The organism is Escherichia sp. E4702 (genome assembly GCF_963883545.1).
In the GTDB taxonomy this organism is placed as follows: Bacteria; Pseudomonadota; Gammaproteobacteria; order Enterobacterales; family Enterobacteriaceae; genus Escherichia.
Genome location: NZ_CAWORF010000021.1, coordinates 42,887 through 64,549, shown reverse-complemented (window position 1 = coordinate 64,549; position 21,663 = coordinate 42,887). Strand labels below are relative to the sequence as shown.

General features: G+C 52.7%; 20 protein-coding genes and 2 pseudogenes. 7 read left to right on the top strand and 15 right to left on the bottom strand.

What is annotated here, in order from left to right:
- The first annotated feature begins 132 nt into the window (after positions 1-132).
- Positions 133-1,800, top strand: a complete 1,668-nt coding sequence (gene ettA, locus AACU94_RS13770; protein ID WP_000046754.1) for an energy-dependent translational throttle protein EttA — start codon at positions 133-135, stop codon at positions 1,798-1,800.
- Positions 1,801-1,960: 160 nt separating this feature from the next.
- Here ettA and nadS read toward each other — a convergent pair.
- From nadS to serB, 4 genes and pseudogenes are all read right to left on the bottom strand, one after another.
- Positions 1,961-2,074, bottom strand: a pseudogene (gene nadS, locus AACU94_RS13765) (NadS family protein); the annotation flags it as partial.
- 33 nt (positions 2,075-2,107) lie between these two features.
- Positions 2,108-3,340, bottom strand: a complete 1,233-nt coding sequence (gene nadR / locus AACU94_RS13760; protein WP_130217520.1) for a multifunctional transcriptional regulator/nicotinamide-nucleotide adenylyltransferase/ribosylnicotinamide kinase NadR — start codon at positions 3,338-3,340, stop codon at positions 2,108-2,110.
- 20 nt (positions 3,341-3,360) lie between these two features.
- A complete protein-coding gene (radA, locus tag AACU94_RS13755) occupies positions 3,361-4,743 on the bottom strand; it encodes a DNA repair protein RadA (RefSeq protein WP_001029699.1) in 1,383 nt (460 codons plus the stop codon).
- A gap of 48 nt (positions 4,744-4,791) precedes the next feature.
- Entirely contained in the window at positions 4,792-5,760 is a 969-nt protein-coding gene (serB, locus tag AACU94_RS13750) for a phosphoserine phosphatase (RefSeq protein WP_130204788.1), read from the bottom strand.
- A 105-nt stretch (positions 5,761-5,865) separates the two neighbouring features.
- On the opposite strand from serB, the gene AACU94_RS13745 reads away from it, so the two are divergent.
- Genes AACU94_RS13745 through AACU94_RS13735 form a run of 3 tightly spaced genes read left to right on the top strand, consistent with a single transcriptional unit; the run spans position 5,866 to position 7,849 of the window.
- Positions 5,866-6,510 (top strand): YtjB family periplasmic protein, encoded by a 645-nt coding sequence (locus AACU94_RS13745; RefSeq protein ID WP_130204786.1) that lies wholly within the window; start codon positions 5,866-5,868, stop codon positions 6,508-6,510.
- Positions 6,511-6,537: 27 nt separating this feature from the next.
- Positions 6,538-7,554 carry a lipoate--protein ligase LplA gene (lplA, locus tag AACU94_RS13740; RefSeq protein ID WP_135489610.1) on the top strand — a complete coding sequence of 339 codons (1,017 nt, stop codon included), beginning with the start codon at positions 6,538-6,540 and terminating at the stop codon, positions 7,552-7,554.
- 31 nt (positions 7,555-7,585) lie between these two features.
- Positions 7,586-7,849, top strand: a complete 264-nt coding sequence (locus AACU94_RS13735) for a helix-turn-helix domain-containing protein (protein WP_135489609.1) — start codon at positions 7,586-7,588, stop codon at positions 7,847-7,849.
- Positions 7,850-8,009: 160 nt separating this feature from the next.
- Here the strand turns inward: AACU94_RS13735 and deoD are convergent, their stop codons facing one another.
- From deoD to deoC, 4 genes are all read right to left on the bottom strand, one after another.
- Positions 8,010-8,729 carry a purine-nucleoside phosphorylase gene (gene deoD, locus AACU94_RS13730; protein WP_000224878.1) on the bottom strand — a complete coding sequence of 240 codons (720 nt, stop codon included), beginning with the start codon at positions 8,727-8,729 and terminating at the stop codon, positions 8,010-8,012.
- Between the two features lie 56 nt (positions 8,730-8,785).
- On the bottom strand, positions 8,786-10,009 hold the full coding sequence (gene deoB, locus AACU94_RS13725; protein WP_000816471.1) for a phosphopentomutase: 1,224 nt from the start codon (positions 10,007-10,009) through the stop codon (positions 8,786-8,788).
- A 51-nt stretch (positions 10,010-10,060) separates the two neighbouring features.
- Entirely contained in the window at positions 10,061-11,383 is a 1,323-nt protein-coding gene (deoA, locus tag AACU94_RS13720) for a thymidine phosphorylase (protein WP_000477811.1), read from the bottom strand.
- Positions 11,384-11,508: 125 nt separating this feature from the next.
- Positions 11,509-12,288, bottom strand: coding sequence for a deoxyribose-phosphate aldolase (gene deoC, locus AACU94_RS13715; RefSeq protein ID WP_001295412.1), 780 nt, complete (start codon positions 12,286-12,288; stop codon positions 11,509-11,511).
- 257 nt (positions 12,289-12,545) lie between these two features.
- Here deoC and AACU94_RS13710 point away from each other — a divergent pair, with 257 nt between their 5' ends.
- Positions 12,546-14,096, top strand: coding sequence for a YjjI family glycine radical enzyme (locus AACU94_RS13710; RefSeq protein ID WP_135489608.1), 1,551 nt, complete (start codon positions 12,546-12,548; stop codon positions 14,094-14,096).
- Positions 14,068-14,931 carry a YjjW family glycine radical enzyme activase gene (locus AACU94_RS13705; RefSeq protein WP_135489607.1) on the top strand — a complete coding sequence of 288 codons (864 nt, stop codon included), beginning with the start codon at positions 14,068-14,070 and terminating at the stop codon, positions 14,929-14,931. Before AACU94_RS13710 ends, AACU94_RS13705 begins: the two co-directional genes overlap by 29 nt.
- A 116-nt stretch (positions 14,932-15,047) precedes the next feature.
- Here AACU94_RS13705 and AACU94_RS13700 read toward each other — a convergent pair whose 3' ends face one another.
- The 5 genes from AACU94_RS13700 to prfC form a co-directional block, all read right to left on the bottom strand.
- Positions 15,048-15,827 (bottom strand): metal-dependent hydrolase, encoded by a 780-nt coding sequence (locus tag AACU94_RS13700; protein WP_135489606.1) that lies wholly within the window; start codon positions 15,825-15,827, stop codon positions 15,048-15,050.
- Entirely contained in the window at positions 15,824-16,897 is a 1,074-nt protein-coding gene (locus AACU94_RS13695; protein WP_130221689.1) for a patatin-like phospholipase family protein, read from the bottom strand. The genes AACU94_RS13700 and AACU94_RS13695 overlap by 4 nt, the downstream gene beginning before the upstream one ends.
- A 121-nt stretch (positions 16,898-17,018) precedes the next feature.
- The gene (locus tag AACU94_RS13690; protein WP_000490275.1) at positions 17,019-17,180 is read right to left on the bottom strand and encodes a DUF1328 domain-containing protein; all 162 of its coding nucleotides are present in this window, start codon (positions 17,178-17,180) and stop codon (positions 17,019-17,021) included.
- Between the two features lie 126 nt (positions 17,181-17,306).
- The gene (gene osmY / locus AACU94_RS13685) at positions 17,307-17,912 is read right to left on the bottom strand and encodes a molecular chaperone OsmY (protein ID WP_130217540.1); all 606 of its coding nucleotides are present in this window, start codon (positions 17,910-17,912) and stop codon (positions 17,307-17,309) included.
- Positions 17,913-18,313: 401 nt separating this feature from the next.
- Positions 18,314-19,900, bottom strand: a complete 1,587-nt coding sequence (gene prfC / locus AACU94_RS13680; protein WP_130217542.1) for a peptide chain release factor 3 — start codon at positions 19,898-19,900, stop codon at positions 18,314-18,316.
- A 219-nt stretch (positions 19,901-20,119) separates the two neighbouring features.
- Here prfC and AACU94_RS13675 point away from each other — a divergent pair, with 219 nt between their 5' ends.
- Entirely contained in the window at positions 20,120-20,368 is a 249-nt protein-coding gene (locus AACU94_RS13675; RefSeq protein WP_001217539.1) for a DinI-like family protein, read from the top strand.
- Here AACU94_RS13675 and AACU94_RS13670 read toward each other — a convergent pair.
- Positions 20,365-20,451, bottom strand: a pseudogene (locus tag AACU94_RS13670) (capsid protein); the annotation flags it as partial. The gene AACU94_RS13675 and the pseudogene AACU94_RS13670 overlap by 4 nt on opposite strands.
- 465 nt (positions 20,452-20,916) lie before the next feature.
- Positions 20,917-21,483, bottom strand: coding sequence for a DUF4760 domain-containing protein (locus AACU94_RS13665; RefSeq protein ID WP_240726479.1), 567 nt, complete (start codon positions 21,481-21,483; stop codon positions 20,917-20,919).
- Positions 21,484-21,663: the final 180 nt, after the last annotated feature.

The following is a 21,663-nucleotide window of genomic DNA, read 5'->3' as shown; positions in this document are numbered from 1 at the left end:
GCAGCACATGCAACTTGAAGTATGACGAGTATACTGCGAGGGTGATCGACCGGCTGGGATTAGATAAGGAAACAGGCTACACTTCGCCTTTGAAAACTCATCATCACGATAAACATAGAGGCGAAGTCCAACGTGGCTCAATTCGTTTATACCATGCATCGTGTCGGCAAAGTTGTTCCGCCGAAACGTCATATTTTGAAAAACATCTCTCTGAGTTTCTTCCCTGGGGCAAAAATTGGTGTCCTGGGTCTGAACGGCGCGGGTAAGTCCACCCTGCTGCGCATTATGGCGGGCATTGATAAAGACATCGAAGGTGAAGCGCGTCCGCAGCCAGACATCAAGATTGGTTATCTGCCGCAGGAACCGCAGCTGAACCCGGAACACACCGTGCGTGAGTCCATTGAAGAAGCGGTTTCTGAAGTGGTTAACGCCCTGAAACGCCTGGATGAAGTGTATGCGCTGTACGCCGATCCGGATGCCGATTTTGACAAGCTGGCCGCTGAACAAGGCCGTCTGGAAGAGATCATTCAGGCTCACGACGGTCACAACCTGAACGTACAGCTGGAGCGTGCAGCGGATGCGCTGCGTCTGCCGGACTGGGACGCGAAAATCGCTAACCTCTCTGGTGGTGAGCGTCGTCGCGTGGCGTTGTGCCGTCTGCTGCTGGAAAAACCAGACATGCTGCTGCTCGACGAACCGACCAACCACCTGGATGCCGAATCCGTGGCCTGGCTGGAACGCTTCCTGCACGACTTCGAAGGCACCGTTGTGGCGATTACTCACGACCGTTACTTCCTCGATAACGTTGCAGGCTGGATCCTCGAACTGGACCGCGGTGAAGGTATTCCGTGGGAAGGCAACTACTCCTCCTGGCTGGAGCAGAAAGATCAGCGTCTGGCGCAGGAAGCTTCTCAAGAAGCGGCGCGTCGTAAGTCGATCGAGAAAGAGCTGGAGTGGGTACGTCAGGGTACGAAAGGCCGTCAGTCGAAAGGTAAAGCACGTCTGGCGCGCTTTGAAGAGCTGAACAGCACCGAATATCAGAAACGTAACGAAACCAACGAACTGTTTATTCCACCTGGACCGCGTCTGGGCGATAAAGTGCTGGAAGTCAGCAACCTGCGTAAATCCTATGGCGATCGTCTGCTGATTGACTCCCTGAGTTTCTCGATCCCGAAAGGGGCGATCGTCGGGATCATCGGTCCGAACGGTGCGGGTAAATCGACCCTGTTCCGTATGATCTCTGGTCAGGAACAGCCGGACAGCGGCACCATCACTTTGGGTGAAACGGTGAAACTGGCATCGGTTGATCAGTTCCGTGACTCAATGGATAACAGCAAAACCGTTTGGGAAGAAGTTTCCGGCGGGCTGGATATCATGAAGATCGGCAACACCGAGATGCCAAGCCGCGCCTACGTTGGCCGCTTTAACTTTAAAGGGGTTGATCAGGGTAAACGTGTTGGCGAACTTTCCGGTGGTGAGCGCGGTCGTCTGCATCTGGCGAAGCTGCTGCAGGTTGGCGGCAACATGCTGCTGCTCGACGAACCAACCAACGACCTGGATATCGAAACCCTGCGCGCGCTGGAAAACGCCCTGCTGGAGTTCCCGGGCTGCGCGATGGTTATCTCGCACGACCGTTGGTTCCTCGACCGTATCGCCACGCACATTCTGGATTACCAGGATGAAGGTAAAGTTGAGTTCTTCGAAGGTAACTTTACCGAGTACGAAGAGTACAAAAAACGCACGCTGGGCGCAGACGCGCTGGAGCCGAAGCGTATCAAGTACAAGCGTATTGCGAAGTAATGCGTAAAATGCCGGATGCGGCGTGAACGCCTTATCCGGCCTACAAAACCAGCGATTTCAATACGGTGTGAAACTCCAGGCCTGATAAGACGCGGTAAGCGTCGCATCAGGCATTGAGCACCGGATGCCGGATGCGGCGTGAACGCCTCTTCCGGCCTACAACAGCCTTAGCATCCGCAATTTCGTAGCGGGTCATCCGTGCTGGTTCTTTCAAACCTTGTTTAATCTCGACAGCCTCTTCCAGAGAGGTTTTCAACTCATCAAAAAAACTCATTTTATACCTCGCCTTTGAGCCGTTTCGTCACGGTTACCTCTGCTCCCCCATCATCTCCCGCACCAGCTCCACGCAGCGCAGGAAACGGCTGTCGTAATCGTCCTCTTCAACCCGCACGAATTCGATATTGTTCTCTTCCAGCATCTCCACCAGCAAGTTCTGGAACTCTTTGCGATCCACCGAACTGCCGAGGCTGCGTAAACCATCCGCCACCCACGGGGTGTTGTTCTCCAGCAGGATCACCAGATCGAAACGGTATTCATCAATCAGCGCCTGCACGAACGGATGCTCGCGTCCTTCGTACTTTTTGCAGAACGCCTGAGTAGTCACAAAATCAGTGTCGATAAACGCCACTTTATTGGCATATTTCACTGCAAAATCAATATATTGTGCGTGTCCCAGCGCGATTTTATCGTAGTCGGAATACTGCAATGCGATCTCATCGCCGCCGAGATGCGAAAAGACATAATCACGACCAAACTCCCACGCACTGGTGGTGTTGAAGATATTGGCAAGTTTGTTTACCAGGGTGGATTTACCGCTCGACTCGCCGCCGAGGATCGCCACGGTACGCACAAAGAACGGCTTCACTTCGGTAGGAATATATTCCCAGTAGCGGAACGGGTTTTCGCGGATCTGCGCACCGCTGATACTCATAAAGGTGCGTTTCGGGTCGATCAGCACCGTCTCGATCCCCAGATGTTCCATATACTGCGGCGCGTCGGCTTCTTCCGAGGTGTAGATCAGATCCGGCTGGATCCCCTTTTCAGCCATAAACTTTTTGATGCCGTTGCTCCACACATCCCAGCCGTGCGGATACGGCTCCATGCCCTCTTCGTTAAAGGCATGAATACGAATGTTTTTTTGATACTTAAAGGTTTGCAATAACCAGCGCAGACGATCCGGCACGGTCGGCTGCTGCGACATGGCACTGTCTTCGAACAACGCGCGGTCACGGGTATCGTCAAAGCCCATAATGATATGCAGCTCGTCAACCTGGCTACAGGCGCGCTGGATAAGGTAGATATGTCCGGTATGCAGTGGGTAGAACTTACCGAATACAACGCCGATCGTTTTCTTCTGCCGTGGAAACTCAAGCCCCAAAAAACGGTGCAACGCCTCCAGCTTTTGCGCGCTGGGGCTTTTGATTTTGGCATTCAGTAACTGGCTTAAATACCCTTTGGTCATACCGCTGGCATCAGCTACCTGCTGTAGCGTGCAGCCCTGTTGCTTGATGGCAGTTTTCAGGTAATCAAATGACGACATATCTCCCTCCGTATCTCTTATTATAAGTCGTCGAACACGCTAAGCGCGTCGGAGAGTTTTTTAACGCCAAAAATCTGCATCCCTTCAGGCACTTTTTTCGGTACGTTAGCCGCCGGAACAATTGCCCGCCGAAAACCGTGTTTCGCCGCTTCTGAGATTCGTTCCTGGCCGCTGGGCACCGGGCGGATCTCCCCTGCCAGCCCGACTTCACCAAACACCACCAGATCCTGCGGTAGCGGCCTGTCACGCAGGCTGGAAACCATCGCCAGCAGTAACGCTAAGTCGGCGCTGGTTTCGGTTACCTTCACGCCGCCGACCACGTTCACAAACACATCCTGATCAGCCATTTGCAGACCACCGTGACGATGCAGCACTGCCAGCAGGATTGCCAGACGGTTTTGCTCCAGGCCTACCGCCACGCGGCGCGGATTCGCCATCATCGAGTGATCGACCAGCGCCTGAATCTCCACCAGCAGCGGACGCGTTCCTTCCCATACCACCATCACTGAACTACCAGAGGTCACTTCATCGCCACGGCTTAAAAAGATGGCGGAAGGGTTGCTAACTTCACGCAGCCCCTGTTCGGTCATCGCAAATACGCCCAGCTCATTCACCGCGCCGAAGCGGTTTTTATGGCTGCGCAAGGTGCGAAAACGGGAGTCGGCATCGCCGTCCAGAAGCACCGAACAGTCGATACAGTGTTCCAGCACTTTAGGGCCAGCCAGCGAACCATCTTTGGTTACGTGCCCCACCATGACAATCGCCACACCGCGCGTTTTGGCGAAGCGCGTCAGATAAGCCGCTGTTTCACGCACCTGCGCCACGCTGCCTGGCGATGACTGAACATCCGCCATATGCATCACCTGGATCGAGTCAATCACCATCAGCTTCGGTTGCTCTTCTTCGGCAATCAGGCAGATCTGCTCGATGCTGGTTTCCGACAACATATTGAGATTGTCAGTCGGCAGGCCAAGGCGATGAGCGCGCATTGCCACCTGTTGCAGCGACTCTTCGCCAGTGACATACAGCGTTTTCATCTGCTGCGCCAGTTTGCACAGCGTTTGCAGTAGCAGCGTGGATTTCCCGGCACCTGGGTTACCGCCAATCAGAATGGCGCTTCCCGGCACAACGCCGCCGCCTAATACGCGGTCGAACTCTTTAAATCCGGTGGAAAAACGCGGCAGCTCTTCAAGGCTGATATCGGAGAGTTTCTGGACTTTAGCCACTCCGGCGCTACCGGCATAGCCACTCAGACGCTCGTTACGCGCCACCGTTGGCGACGCAGCAAGACGCACCTCGGTGATGGTGTTCCAGGCATGACAGGCGCTGCACTGCCCCTGCCAGCGCGGATAATCGGCCCCGCATTCATTACAAACAAAGGCGCGTTTTGGAGCTTTTGCCACGGTGTACCTCGTTAATGCTGTGCCGCCCGCAGGATGACGGGCGGGCAATTACTTCTGATTCAGGCTGCCAGAGAGGATGCAGAATACCCCCATCAAGTCAGCGTGACGGATGGTGACTTCCGTCTTTTCATTCACTTTTGGCTTGGCATGGTAGGCAATCCCCAGCCCTGCCGCTTTGATCATCGGCAGGTCGTTGGCACCATCGCCAATCGCCACGGTTTGCGCCAGCGGAATATCATACTCCTGCGCCAGCCGGGTCAGGGTTTTCGCTTTGTACTGCGCGTCTACAATGTCGCCGATCACATTGCCGGTAAATTTACCGTCCATGATCTCCAGTTCATTGGCTACCACGGCGGTTAATCGCAGCTTGTCGCGCAGGTATTCAGCAAAGAAGGTAAAGCCGCCGGAGGCAATCGCCACTTTCCAGCCCAGCGTTTCCAGCTTCAGCACCAGTTGCGTTAAGCCCGGCATCAGCGGCAGATTTTCACGCACCTGTTGCAGAATGTTCGCGTCAGCACCTTTCAGCGTCGCCACGCGGCTACGCAGGCTAGCAGTGAAATCAAGCTCCCCGCGCATTGCCCGTTCGGTCACTTCCGCCACCATCTCGCCCGTTCCGGCCAGTTTGGCAATTTCATCAATACATTCTATCTGGATGGCGGTGGAGTCCATGTCCATCACCAGCAAACCCGGCGTGCGCAGGTGCGGGATTTTCCCCAGCGGAGCGACATCCAGCTGCGCCTCGTGGGCCAGGCGCGTAGCCCGGGCGGTGAGTGAACCTGCCAGACGAATCACCTGATAATCTTCCACGCACCAGGCGGCAACAATCACCATTGCCGCGCCCAGTTTGCTCTGGTATTGGGTCAGACGTTGTTTATCCAGCCCACGACCATACAGCAGCCAGCCGCTACGACCTGCGTGGTAATCCAGTGGCATCACTTCATCACCACTTAATGAAAGAGGCAGACCCGGCCATAAAGAGACATCTTCAGGCAGGTCGCACCAGGTAATGTTAGGCATTAAGGCTCCTGTAAAATCGTTCGAAGCAGGGAAAATAACGCATGAGGCTACCTTGTATCCATTGCTTCTGGCAACATTAAGTCTCAAATTTTCAACGGGTGGAATATGGCTCGCACAAAACTAAAATTCCGGCTGCATCGGGCAGTGATTGTCCTGTTCTGTCTCGCGTTGTTAGTCGCACTAATGCAGGGAGCATCATGGTTTAGTCAAAACCACCAGCGACAGCGTAATCCACAGCTGGAAGAACTGGCCCGTACCCTGGCGCATCAGGTAACCCTGAACGTTGCGCCGCTGATGCGTACCAACTCACCTGATGAAAAACGCATTCGGGCGATCCTCGATCAGTTGACGGACGAAAGTCGCATCCTCGACGCGGGTGTGTATGACGAACAAGGCGATCTTATCGCCCGCGCAGGCGAAAGCGTCGAGGTGCGCGACCGACTGGCGCTCGACGGTAAAAAAGCAGGTGGCTATTTTAACCAGCAGATTGTCGAACCGATTAAGGGGAAAAATGGACCGCTCGGCTATCTGCGCCTCACGCTCGATACCCATACGCTCGCCACCGAAGCCAAACAGGTGGATAACACCACCAATATTCTACGCCTGATGCTGCTGCTCTCGCTGGCAATCGGCGTGGTGCTGACTCGCACACTGTTGCAGGGTAAACGTACCCGCTGGCAGCAATCGCCCTTCCTGTTAACCGCCAGCAAACCGGTACCGGAAGAGGAAGAAAGCGAGAAAAAAGAGTGACCCATTACTACAAGAAAGGAAATCGTTATGTCCACATTACGCCTGCTCATTTCTGACTCTTACGATCCGTGGTTTAACCTGGCGGTGGAAGAGTGTATTTTTCGCCAGATGCCCGCCACGCAGCGCGTTCTATTTCTCTGGCGCAATGCCGACACGGTAGTGATTGGTCGCGCGCAAAACCCGTGGAAAGAGTGTAATACCCGGCGAATGGAAGAAGATAACGTCCGCCTGGCACGGCGCAGTAGCGGCGGTGGCGCGGTGTTCCACGATCTCGGCAATACCTGTTTTACATTTATGGCTGGCAAGCCGGAGTACGATAAAACCATCTCCACGGAGATTGTGCTTAATGCGCTGAACGCGCTCGGCGTCACCGCAGAAGCGTCCGGGCGCAACGATCTGGTGGTGAAAACCGCCGAAGGTGACCGCAAAGTCTCAGGCTCGGCCTATCGCGAAACCAAGGATCGCGGTTTCCACCATGGCACCTTGCTGCTCAATGCCGACCTCAGCCGCCTGGCAAACTATCTCAATCCGGATAAAAAGAAACTGGCGGCGAAAGGCATTACTTCAGTACGTTCCCGCGTGACCAATCTGACCGAGCTGCTGCCGGGGATCACCCATGAGCAGGTTTGCGAGGCCATAACCGAGGCCTTTTTCGCCCATTATGGCGAGCGTGTAGAAGCGGAAATCATCTCCCCGGACAAAACGCCAGACTTGCCGAACTTCGCCGAAACCTTTGCCCGCCAGAGTAGCTGGGAGTGGAACTTCGGTCAGGCTCCGGCGTTCTCGCATCTGCTGGACGAACGCTTTACCTGGGGCGGCGTAGAACTGCATTTCGACGTTGAAAAAGGCCATATCACCCGCGCCCAGGTGTTTACCGACAGCCTTAACCCCGCGCCGCTGGAAGCTCTCGCCGGGCGGCTGCAAGGCTGTCTGTACCGCGCGGATATGCTGCAACAGGAGTGCGAAGCGCTGTTGGTCGACTTCCCGGAACAGGAAAAAGAGCTACGGGAGTTGTCGGCATGGATGGCAGGGGCGGTGCGGTAACTCGCTCATTAAAATTTCCAGGGAAGGAAATATGATCGATCTGGAGAACCAGGAACGGGAGATTATCAATTTAATGTTCAGCCAGGGTATATCCTGGCTAGCCGCCATGCGTATCAGGCATAAATTATCGCTTGCTGAAGTAAGTAAAATGTTAGGTATCTCGATTAATTCTCTAAAACGGCTCGAAAAGACGGAACGGCTTAGTTCAAACATCAAAAGCAAAATGGCAGGAATTTATGGTTGTCCACCAGAGTTGCTGATACACCCTTCCTGGATGACGGCTGAACATAAATGAATAGATTCGTGAATAGATACTTGAATGGTTTTGATTTCCTATCCATATGAAAAATAATAGTAAATCTATATATCAGTCGCTATTGATGAATAGATACTAAAAAGCCGGAGCAGTCTCCCGCTCCGGCTTAACACGACAATCGCCTTTCAGCGAAACACAATTACTCTTTATCGCCCAGCAGAACGGATTCCAGTGCAATTTTGATCATGTCGTTGAAGGTGGTCTGACGCTCTTCAGCAGTGGTCTGCTCGTGAGTACGGATGTGGTCAGACACGGTGCAGATAGCCAGTGCTTTCGCACCAAACTCTGCAGCCACGCCGTAGATACCAGCCGCTTCCATTTCCACGCCGAGGATGCCGTATTTTTCCATCACGTCGAACATTTCGCCGTCCGGAGAGTAGAACAGGTCAGCGGAGAACAGGTTACCAACACGCGCATCAACGCCCAGGGCTTTAGCCGCGTCTACCGCGTTACGCACCATGTCAAAGTCAGCGATAGCGGCAAAGTCATGGTCTTTAAAACGGATGCGGTTAACTTTGGAATCGGTGCAGGCACCCATACCGATAACGACGTCGCGCAGTTTTACGTGCGGCAGAACCGCGCCACAGGAACCAACGCGGATAATTTTCTTCACGCCGAAATCGGTGATCAGTTCTTTGGTGTAGATGGAGCAGGACGGAATCCCCATACCGTGACCCATTACGGAAATTTTGCGGCCTTTGTAAGTACCAGTGAAGCCCAGCATACCGCGAACGTTGTTCACTTCACGGGCATCTTCAAGGAAAGTTTCAGCAATATACTTCGCACGCAGCGGGTCGCCAGGCATCAAAACTACGTCAGCGAAATCGCCCATTTCTGCATTAATGTGTGGAGTAGCCATCGTTTTATCCTTTTTGTGACATAACAAAGGCGGAGTCAACGCTCCGCCCAAATCCATCAGAACATGGCTTTGCCATATTCCATATCAGAAGTACCAAAATATTTTGCCAGCGTCTGGCCGATATCTGCGAAGGTTTCGCGATGACCCAGTGAGCCCGGTTTTACTTTCGGGCCGTATACCAGTACCGGAATATGTTCACGCGTGTGGTCAGTACCGGTCCAGGTCGGATCACAACCGTGGTCAGCAGTGAGGATCAGGATGTCGTCATCGCGCAGCAGAGACATCAGCTCCGGCAGACGGCGGTCGAACAGCTCCAGCCCCGCAGCATAGCCTGCGACATCGCGACGATGGCCCCAGGAAGAGTCGAAGTCAACAAAGTTAGTGAAGACGATGGTGTTATCACCCGCTTCCTTCATCTCTTTAATGGTGGCGTCAAACAGCGCGTCCAGGCCGGTCGCTTTCACTTTCTTGGTGATACCGCAGTTAGCGTAGATGTCCGCAATCTTACCGACAGAAACCACCTGACCATGTTTTTCATCAACCAGTTTCTGCAGCACGGTCGGTGCTGGCGGTTCAACGGCCAGGTCGTGACGGTTACCGGTACGCTGGAAGTTACCGGCTTTGTCGCCGATAAACGGACGAGCGATAACACGACCGATGTTGTAGCCGCCGTTGGTCAGCTCTTCACGGGCGATTTCACACAGTTCGTAGAGTTTATCCAGACCGAAAGTTTCTTCATGGCAGGCAATCTGGAACACGGAGTCAGCGGAGGTATAGAAAATCGGCTTGCCGGTTTTCATGTGCTCTTCGCCCAGTTGATCCAGGATGACCGTACCGGAAGAGTGGCAGTTACCGAGGTAACCTGGCAGGTTAGCGCGTTCAACCAGTTTATCCAGCAGCTCTTGCGGAAAGCTGTTTTCGTGATCGGAGAAGTATCCCCACTCAAACAGAACCGGGACACCGGCGATTTCCCAGTGACCAGACGGGGTGTCTTTACCAGATGACATTTCGTGCGCCCATGCGTACGCGCCGATAACTTCAGCGTTGCCGTCCATTCCTGCCGGAATGAAACCGGTAGAACCTTCATGTGCTTTCGCCAGCCCCAGACGGGTCAGATTTGGCAGATTGAGCGGGCCTTTACGACCGTTATCAGCTTCGCCTTTGGCACAGGCTTCTGCGATATGACCCAGGGTGTCAGCCCCGACGTCACCAAAGCGTTCTGCATCTTCTGTAGCGCCGATGCCGAATGAGTCCAGCACCATAATAAATGCACGTTTCATATGTTCTCCGTACTCAGTGCTTCAAATTTAAATGATCAGATCAGTATACCGTTATTCACTGATACGACGATAGACAGTTGGTGTGCTTTCCGGTGCTTTATCGGCAAGTTTAATTGCCGCTTTCACCGCTTTCGCCGCTTCCTGCCAGCTGTTTTCGTCTTTCGCGTGGATAACCGCCAGCGGACGCTGACCGTCTACCTGGTCACCCAGACGCGCCATATCAGTAAAGCCGACGCTGTAATCGATGGTGTCAGATGCCTGACGGCGACCGCCGCCCATTGCAACCACTGCCATCCCCAGCGCACGGGTATCCATTTCACTGACAAAACCTTCGGTATCAGCATAGACTGCTTTCGTCAGCATCGCTGTCGGCAGATACTTCGCGTAGTTCTCAACGAAGTCGGTCGGACCTTTTTGTGCTGCCACCATACGACCGAAGACTTCTGCCGCTTTACCGTTGTCCAGCACCGCCTGCAATTTCGCGCGCGCTTCGGCGTCATCTTTCGCCAGTTTACCGGAGATAAGCATCTCCACGCACAGCGCCATCGTGACATCAAACAAACGCGGGTTACGATACTCACCCGTCAGGAACTGCACCGCTTCACGTACTTCAACCGCGTTACCGGCACTGGAGGCCAGCACCTGATTCATATCGGTGAGCAGCGCGGTGGTGCGCACGCCAGCGCCGTTAGCCACGCCAACAATCGCTTCGGCAAGGGCTTCAGAGAGTTCGTAGGTCGGCATAAACGCGCCGCTACCCACTTTCACGTCCATCACCAGCGCGTCCAAACCTTCCGCCAGTTTCTTCGCCAGAATAGAGGCGGTGATCAGCGGAATGGAGTCCACGGTTGCGGTAATATCGCGGGTCGCGTAGAAACGTTTATCCGCCGGAGCCAGTGAGCTGGTCTGGCCGATAATCGCCACGCCGACGTCTTTAATAATTTCGCGGAAACGGTTGTCATCCGGGAAAATGTCGAAGCCAGGGATGGATTCCAGTTTGTCGAGCGTACCGCCAGTATGACCGAGGCCGCGACCGGAGATCATCGGAATATAGCCGCCGCAGGCTGCGACCATTGGCCCTAACATCAGCGAAGTGACATCGCCGACGCCACCGGTCGAGTGTTTATCAACAATCGGGCCATTCAGATGCAGGCTTTTCCAGTCGAGAACGGTTCCTGAATCTCGCATCGCCATGGTCAGCGAGACACGCTCAGGCATTGTCATATCGTGGAAGAAAATGGTCATCGCGAGGGCGGCAATCTGCCCTTCGGAGATAGTGTTGTCGCGAATGCCGTTGATAAAGAAACGAATTTCTTCATCACTCAGCGCATGACCATCACGTTTTTTACGAATAATTTCTTGTGCGAGAAACAAGGTAACCTCCCGTGGAAAAGAGTATGAGGCGGCTTTTGCCGGATGCGTCTACGCCTTATCCGGCCTACGGGTGATACGTCTCGTAGGCCTGATAAGCGCAGCGCATCAGGCGCAAAGCATCTTACTTAGTAGCTGCTGGCGCTCTTACCGTCGCCGTGGCCCAGAGCTTTCAGCAGGCTTGCCAGCAGGCTGGAAGCGCCAAAGCGATAGTGGCGCGCATCTGCCCAGTCAGCACCGAACAGTTCATCTGCAATGGCGAGATATTTCTGCGCATCTTCCGCAGTACGCACGCCGCCCGCCGGTTTGAAACCAACGGTTTTCTCTACGCCCATATCACGGATCACTTCCATCATGATGCGCGCGCTTTCCGGCGTCGCGTTCACTGCCACTTTACCGGTAGAGGTTTTGATGAAGTCGGCACCCGCTTTGATGGAGATTTCAGACGCTTTGCGGATCAGCGCTTCGTCTTTCAGTTCGCCGGTTTCGATGATCACTTTCAGCAGTACGTTCGCCGCTGCGCAAGCCTCTTTACAGGCTTTCACCAGATCAAAACCAACTTGCTCGTTGCCCGCCATCAGCGCACGGTACGGGAACACCACGTCAACTTCATCAGCACCGTAGGCGATTGCCGCACGGGTTTCTGCCAGTGCAATTTCAATGTCATCGTTACCGTGTGGGAAGTTGGTTACCGTAGCAATACGGATTTCCGGGGTGCCCTGCTCTTTCAGCGTTTTGCGAGCAATCGGGATAAAGCGAGGATAGATACAGATAGCAGCGGTATTGCCGACCGGAGTTTTGGCCTGATGACACAGGGCGATCACTTTCTCGTCGGTGTCGTCGTCATTCAGGGTAGTCAGGTCCATCAATTTCAGTGCACGCAGGCTGCTTGCTTTCAGATCAGTCATTTCATTCTCCTGGCTTGTCGCCAATAAAATTCACCTTGCGAGTTTGTTAGTATTCTAACATCGACTCCGCAACACACTTCGATATACATCACAATTAAGAAAATCTACTTACAAATTTGCATTACGGTAATGCGATCTGGTTCAAATAATTCACTTTCAAATGAATGCACCGATGGTGACAAACGCATCAGGATCAAAGTGAACATCACGAAACTTCTTACAATGGCGCATCACCTTTGGCATAAAAGGAAAAGAAGATGCCCACTTCTCACGAGATTGCACTGCAACAACGTTGCCAGCAAATTGTCACAAGTCCGGTGCTTAGTCCGGAGCAGAAACGCCATTTTCTGGCGCTGGAAGCAGAAAACAATCTGCCTTATCCGCAGCTACCTGCCGAAGCCCGCCGCGCGCTGGATGAAGGCGTAATCTGCGATATGTTTGAAGGTCATGCGCCGTACAAACCGCGCTATGTCTTACCCGATTACGCCCGTTTTCTGGCGAACGGTTCCGAATGGCTGGAGCTGGAAGGCGCGAAAGATCTTGATGACGCGCTCTCTCTGTTGACCATTCTTTATCATCATGTCCCTTCGGTCACATCGATGCCGGTCTACCTGGGGCAGCTGGATGCGTTGTTGCAACCGTATGTTAGAATTCTAACACAAGACGAGATCGACATTCGAATAAAACGTTTCTGGCGTTACCTCGACAGAACCCTGCCAGACGCCTTTATGCACGCCAATATCGGCCCGTCTGATTCGCCCATTACCCGAGCAATTTTACGCGCAGACGCAGAGCTGAAGCAGGTTTCACCGAACCTGACCTTTATCTACGATCCTGAAATTACCCCTGATGACCTGCTGCTGGAAGTGGCGAAAAACATCTGTGAATGTAGCAAACCGCACATCGCCAACGGTCCGGTGCATGATAAAATTTTCACAAAAGGGGGCTACGGGATTGTAAGCTGTTACAACTCACTGCCGCTGGCGGGTGGTGGCAGCACGCTGGTGCGCCTTAACCTGAAAGCCATTGCCGAGCGCAGCGAATCGCTGGAAGACTTCTTTACGCGCACTCTACCGCACTACTGCCAACAGCAGATCGCCATCATCGATGCGCGGTGTGAATTCCTCTATCAACAATCACACTTCTTTGAGAATAGCTTCCTGGTGAAAGAAGGGCTGATTAACCCTGAACGTTTTGTGCCAATGTTTGGCATGTATGGGCTGGCGGAAGCGGTTAACTTGCTGTGCGAGAAAGAAGGGATTGCCGCGCGCTACGGTAAAGAAACCGCTGCAAATGAAGTGGGTTATCGCATCAGCGCGCAACTGGCGGAGTTTGTCGCCAATACCCCTGTGAAATATGGCTGGCAAAAACGCGCCATGTTGCACGCACAGTCGGGGATCAGTTCCGATATCGGCACCACGCCGGGCGCGCGTTTGCCGTATGGCGATGAGCCAGATCCGATCACCCATCTGCAAACTGTCGCCCCGCATCATGCTTATTATTATTCCGGCATCAGCGACATTCTGACGCTCGACGAAACCATCAAACGTAACCCGCAGGCACTGGTACAGCTTTGCCTCGGTGCCTTTAAAGCCGGAATGCGTGAATTTACCGCCAATGTCAGCGGTAACGATCTGGTTCGCGTTACCGGTTATATGGTGCGTTTGTCGGATTTAGAAAAATATCGCGCCGAAGGTTCACGCACCAACACCACCTGGCTGGGCGAAGAAGCCGCACGCAACACTCGTATTCTGGAACGCCAGCCGCGCGTGATAAGCCATGAACAGCAGATGCGCTTTAGTCAGTAAGATTATCCCCTTCTCCTGCGTTGACGGGCCAGGCAGTCGTCTGGCTCTGTTTTTGCAGGGCTGCAATCTGCGCTGCAAAAACTGTCACAATCCGTGGACGATGGGACGTTGCAATGACTGTGGGGAGTGCGTGCCACATTGTCCGCATCAGGCGTTGCAGATTGTTGACGGCAAAGTGCTGTGGAACGCTGTGGTCTGCGAGCAATGTGATACCTGCCTGAAGATGTGTCCGCAACACGCCACGCCAATGGCGCAATCCATGAGCGTGGACGAGGTGCTTAGCCATGTCCGCAAAGCAGTGCTGTTTATCGAAGGGATAACGGTGAGCGGCGGCGAAGCCACGACCCAGCTGCCGTTTGTGGTGGCGCTGTTTACTGCCATCAAAAACGATCCGCAACTGTGCCATCTCACCTGCCTCGTGGACAGTAACGGCATGTTGAGCGAAACCGGCTGGGAAAAATTACTCCCGGTGTGTGACGGCGCAATGCTCGATCTCAAAGCGTGGGGGAGCGCGTGCCATCAACAACTAACCGGACGCGATAATCAGCAGATTAAGCGCAGCATCTGTTTGCTGGCAGAGCGCGGCAAGCTGGCGGAACTGCGTTTGCTGGTAATCCCAGGCCAGGTGGATTATTTGCAACACATCGAAGAACTGGCGGCGTTTATCAAGGGACTTGGAGATGTTCCGGTTCGCCTGAACGCATTTCATGCCCACGGCGTGTATGGCGAGGCGCAAAGCTGGCCGAGCGCCACGCCGGAAGACGTTGAGTCGTTGGCTGATGCGTTAAAGGTGCGCGGGGTGAGCCGGTTAATATTCCCGGCGCTGTATTTGTGACATGCCGGATGCGGCCTACGGTTCGGCACTGGCCTCCAGGCATGATAAGACGCGTCAAGCGTCGCATCTGGCATTGTGCGCCAACTGCCGGATGCGGCGTGAACGCCTTATCCGACCTACGGCACGTTAAACAACGTATACGTGTTATTAAGCAACGCTTGCGCAATCTCATCCGCCGGTTCCGGGCGTAACTCGCAAAGCACGGCAAACACACGGGCAGCCTGCTCCGGGCGGTTAGGCTGCCCCTGAAAACCGTTGAGCGGCATATCTGGCGCGTCGGTTTCCAGCAACAACGATGCCAACGGTAATTTTGCGATGACATCGCGGGTTTTACTGGCGCGTGGATAGGTGATAGTACCGCCTACGCCAATTTTGTAGCCCAGCTGTACAAACCGTTCGGCCTGCTGCAAGCTGCCGGAAAAACCGTGAACCACGCCAGTGCACGGCAAATCGTGACGCTTAAGATGCATCGCCAGTTTGTCGTGCGTGCGCCGTGAATGAAGGATCACCGGCAGATCGTAGCGTTTCGCCAGTTTCAGTTGTTCGTCGAGCAACCACTGCTGCCTCTCAAATTGCGGATCATCGCCGAAGAGATCCAGACCGATCTCCCCCACCGCCACCACCTTCGCCGGACGCCTTTCCAGCGCCTGCTGTAACTGCTCCAGCGATGCATCGTTATGTTTTTCCAACATACCAGGATGCAAGCCCAATGCGGCATACAGTGGCTGATAATTTTCCGCCAGTGCCAACACGCGGGCAAAATTTGCCGCCTCGGTTGCCGGAACAATGATCTTGCCTACGCCCGCTTGTGCCGCGCGTTGCAGGCTGGCCTCTTCATCGCCGCTAAACGGCGGGAAATCAAAATGGCAGTGGGTGTCGATAAAACGGCAAATCAAGCCAGATCCTCATTGTTAAATGTCGGGTCGTTCGCCTGCGGAGCGTCGCTCACTTCGGCAACCAGCGTATCGTTGGCGACTGGCGCAGGCGGAATGACTATCGATTCCGGCGTCACCACTGGCACCAGATGGCGGGTAAGCGGCGCTTTTTCAGTTAATAGCTTGCCAACCGTGGCGAGGAAATAACGACCGCATAAACGCCCAAGTTTATAGTCTTCACGCAGCGCCGGAATCCGACTGCCAAGCGCGATACTATGCAATGGCTTCGGCGGATAAATTTCGAATATCCGCAGCTTGCCCGGTGGTTTCTCAATAAACTGCTGAATGTCACGATAGCTGGTTTCATGATGCTGCACCAGATTGACCAGCGGCTGCAGGCTACTGTCACCCAGCCAGCGTTCCATGCGTTTGAACCACTGCGGCGTGTAGTACATTTGTGACGGCACAGTGCGGATGACGACCAACGTTTTAGCGCCCTGCCTTGCCGCCTCTTTAACCGGAATCGCATCACTGATCCCACCATCCAGGTAGTTAATGCCTTCCAGCGACACTCCGCTACGATAAAAGCCAGGTATCGCACTGGAGGCGCGAATCACATCCAGCCAGTTTTGTTTGGTCGGTAAAAAGTAATTCGGCGCATAGTCGTCCTGACGACAGGCACACATATAAAACGATTTACCGCTCTCAAACAGCCGCGCGGCGGTGTCCATTTGCAACGGCATCTGGCTTGCGGTGGCCTCCACCAGCCAGTCAAGATCGATAAGATTTCCTCCACGGACAAAGCGCACTGGATCGAAAAATTCGCGTTTTGTGGTATAGCGCATGATGACTTTGCGCGCGTATCCGGGCTGATTGCAGATATATGCCGAAAGGTTCTGCGCCCCGGCAGATGTGCCGAGATAAAGATCGAAAGGATTAAACTGCGCGCGCATAAACTCATCCAGCACACCAGCCGTGAAAATTCCACGCTGCCCGCCGCCTTCGCACACCAGAGCTATTCGTCCAGGCTGGAACGGCCTTAGCGACAACGGCGCAATATTACCAAGCGTTACAGGTATTCGCTGCCCCACCTCTGCCTTCCTGTTTTTGTTGTGAAAGACTGACAAAGTAACGCAATTTATTATTCGCTAAAACCGCAAAAGCCAGTCCGCTGGACTGGCTTTGTATAAAATTTTCTTAATAGTTTGAAATCTAGGGTCGTTTTCGGCCCATAAACAAACTCACCAGGAACAGAATAATCCCGACGACAAAGACAATTTTAGCTGCGCCTGCAGCGGTACCGGCCAGACCACCAAACCCAAGTGCGGCGGCGATTAACGCGATAACCAGAAATATGATGCCCCAACGAAACATAAGCGTCTCCTTTACCATAGTTAATGTCACCGCTTGATATGAGCGTGAAAATCACTCAATGCGATATTTTTAGTGTGGTGCACATCGCGCCTCCCGACAAAGTTCGGGAGAACGAATTACGACGAATTACTTAGTTTTCAGATCATTTTTAACGCTTTTCACACCATCTACCGCTTTGGCGATACTTTCAGCACGGTCGCTTTGTGCCTGGGAATCGACGGTACCGGAGAGCTGAACCACGCCGTCGGTGGTTTCAACTTTCACATGACGGGAAGGGACGATGTCATCCGCCAGCAGTTTGGCTTTGATTTCACTGGTGGTGGCGGTGTCACCCGCATAGCCCTTCACAGAGCCTTCTTTAGCGTCGCGAACGTGCAGTTTGTCGCTGACAGAGGTCACGCCTTCAACGCCTTTCGCCACTTTCACAGCCTCTTCGGCCTGGGCCTGGCTTTCAACGAAACCGCTCAGGGTCACAACTTTTTGATCGGTTTTGACAGAGATATCAGTGCTCTTGATGTTGTCATGATCCACCAGGGCCGCCTTCACTTTCGCGGTGATGGCGCTGTCATCCATGAAATTACCGACTTTATTCATAGAGCTATCGACTTTTTGCCCTGCGCTTTCATTGGTTGTCTGCGCGCTGTTTTCCGCAAAAGCAGAGCCGGTCGCGACGGCAGAGGTCAACATTACAGCCAGCAGAGTTTTCGAAATCTTCAGTCTTGTCATAGTCATCGATTTATTCCTGTATGTTTGCTCGTAATTTGAGCCAGGCAACACGAGGTTGCATTGCTGAAAGGGAGAGACTTCACCCTGTACAGAAGTCAATGGTCGCCATCACAAAAGCGATGAGTGATGAATAACGACCATTACAGCCTCTGAATCAGTTATTAATATCAATCGGATGACAGTTAACGGTTTTAAATACTGATATTTACGTATTGATCGGTATTTAAAGCCGTCACAAATGTCATCACTTTGTTAAATATAGATCACAATTTTGAAACCGCTCGCCGTATCGACTAAAAAACGCGCAAACATAAGCAAAAGCGAATGTTTTAAGAACATTCCGCAAGCGGCTAATAAGGAAGGGAAATTGACAGGGCGCGGCGGTTACCGCGCCCTGGAGGCAAGAATTAATGCTCGCGGGTCTGGTGGAACTGAACGTCCGGGTAACGCTCCTGCGCCAGGCGCAGGTTGACCATGCTGGTGGCGATGTAAGCGAGGTTGTCGCCGCCATCAAGCGCCAGTTGGCTTTCGTTCTTACGCTTGAACTCTTCGAATTTCTTCGCGTCCGCGCATTCTACCCAGCGGGCGGTGGCGACGTTGACTGACTCATACACCGCTTCGACGTTGTATTCGCTCTTCAGGCGCGATACCACCACATCAAACTGCAGCACACCAACCGCACCAACGATCAGATCGTTGTTGGAGATCGGACGGAACACCTGCACCGCGCCCTCTTCGGAAAGCTGTACCAACCCTTTGAGCAGCTGTTTTTGCTTCAGCGGATCTTTCAGGCGGATGCGACGGAACAGTTCTGGTGCGAAGTTCGGAATACCGGTGAACTTCATCATCTCACCTTGGGTAAAGGTGTCGCCGATCTGAATAGTGCCGTGGTTGTGCAGACCAAGGATGTCGCCCGGATACGCTTCTTCAACGTGCGAACGGTCACCCGCCATAAAGGTCAGCGCGTCGGAGATCACCACATCTTTCGCGGTGCGCACCTGGCGCAGTTTCATGCCTTTTTCATATTTACCGGACACCACACGCATAAACGCCACGCGGTCGCGGTGTTTCGGGTCCATGTTGGCCTGAATTTTAAATACGAAGCCGGTAAATTTGTCTTCGCTCGCTTCTACGGTACGGGTATCAGTCTGACGCGGCATCGGCGCAGGTGCCCACTCCACCAGGCCATCCAGCATATGATCGACGCCGAAGTTACCCAGCGCAGTACCGAAGAATACCGGAGTGATTTCGCCCGCAAGGAATAATTCTTTGTCGAACTCGTTAGACGCGCCTTTCACCAGTTCCAGTTCGTCACGCAGCTGCTGTGCCAGATCTTCACCGACCGCAGCATCGAGATCCGGGTTATTCAGCCCTTTAACAATGCGGACTTCCTGAATGGTGTGGCCTTTACCGCTCTGATAGAGATAGGTTTCATCTTTATAAAGGTGGTAAACGCCTTTAAACAGCTTGCCGCAGCCAATCGGCCAGGTGATCGGTGCGCAGCCGATTTTCAGCTCGTTCTCAACTTCATCGAGCAGTTCCATCGGGTCGCGGATATCACGGTCAAGTTTGTTCATGAAGGTGAGGATCGGCGTGTCGCGCAGACGGGTAACTTCCATCAGCTTACGGGTACGATCTTCAACACCTTTTGCGGCGTCGATAACCATCAGGCAGCAGTCCACCGCGGTCAGAGTACGATAGGTATCTTCCGAGAAGTCTTCGTGCCCCGGGGTGTCGAGCAGGTTAACCAGGCAATCCTTATAAGGGAACTGCATCACAGAAGTGGTAATAGAGATACCACGCTGCTTTTCCATCTCCATCCAGTCCGACTTAGCGTGCTGGTTAGAACCACGGCCTTTTACTGTACCGGCGGTCTGAATGGCCTGTCCGAACAGCAGCACCTTCTCGGTGATGGTGGTTTTACCGGCGTCCGGGTGAGAAATAATTGCAAAGGTTCTTCTTTTCGCTACCTCTGCGGCCAAAAGGCTTGTCATAATTGTTGTCTCTTTGATTATGTACAATCATATGTACAAAGAAAAATTCATGCCGCTGATTGTACATTTTGGAGGTATCAGAGCATAGCAGAACATGATCAGTAGGTGTATTTGTAGCCAAAGAACATTTGTACATGCAGCAATCTTTGTTCTATTGACACTGTTTATTCATACAGTTAAAAATAACACTGTATACAAAAACAGTGTAGAGGGATTTTTATGCGTATTGAGATCTGCATAGCCAAAGAGAAAATGACTAAAATGCCAAACGGTGCTGTGGATGCGTTAAAGGAAGAATTAACTCGACGCATCAGTAAGCGTTATGACGATGTAGAGGTGATCGTAAAAGCCACCAGCAACGATGGCCTTTCTGTTACGCGCACCGCCGATAAAGATTCAGCTAAAACTTTTGTTCAGGAAACTCTGAAAGATACCTGGGAGTCTGCTGACGAGTGGTTTGTTCACTAATTAGCACGTAAAATTAGTAACGGCTGGAAATCATGCAATACTCGCACTATCGGAAGTTCACCAGCCAACCGCAGGACGTTCTCGCATACGACGTGCCTACGGTTTCAACTCCCGCCAGCTCCCCAATCATGATTGGACGGTGTAAGGATGACACCAACAAAAACAGGAAATTAGTAGTCTCAGCAGGACACCGACCAGACGGTGATGAGACAAAAAAGGATACGCAGAGGAGCCGCGGCTCCCGAGTGACATAAAAGCCCGCTTACGCGGGCTTTTTGTTTCTGCTCATTCTCCACACTCAATGCGACCACAAACAACAGCCCACTTTTCTTTCAGTATGGCCTGTCACCGTCATGCCAGCCTTTTAGCCATAACTGATGTAAGCGTCTGCTATGAGCGAGATATAGTCATTCATTTCTTCGTTTCTTCAGAACACCTATATTGTTCTGAGGTGAACATATCACCTCCGTTCAAGTAACCAAATTCTGTGTGCCATTACAGAAGGATATAATGCCGGGAAACTGAGCGTCGAATGTCGGGCTAGTGCGTTACCCCTTCATCAGGGTTACTAGTTGCCTAAAGTCATCCATATATTCTTGTCCGAACGTTTTAAAATAAGGTTCAAAACGCGTGATAATGTCCGTGATTACTGGTCCCAGAATTAACCTGAACTGGGCGACATCAATACGGTTATTTACAACGGAGAAACGGACCTGTTCAAAATAGTTTGAGACCAGAATAACCGACTGTTTGAGCTCTTCATCTGCTTTGATTCTTTTGACCAGATCATTATCACTTAATGATGACCTAGCTTCTTTTATTTCCCGAGTCAATTTCCTGGCCGAGAAAAGATGAGGGTCATCCCATTTTTCAATCAGGCGAAACGTATTCTCAATTTTTTCTGCCATCCTGCTTTCCACTGCGTTTGTAGCATTGATATACAGGGGCAGTATGACACCGAGTCCACCTAGACACAGGGAGACGGTTTTCGTGACCTCAATAAATACACTACTGCCTAAAGGGGGGGGACTATTATACGCAATCATGGCAAGCCCCCCTGTTCCAATAACGCAAAGAATGATGATTGCCCAGAATAAGTGCCATTTGTATTTCAAGTGAGGCTCCTGCCAGAAATGATGTAACTTTACGGTCACGCCGGGGATATTGTCATTTCAGTTTGTCAGACTGGTGTGCCGGCCTATTATTATTGTCGGGAAGATCATGAGATGGCAAGAGATGAATATCAGTGATGGGAGACATTAAAAACAGTTATGTAGGGCGAAACTGAGCGAGTA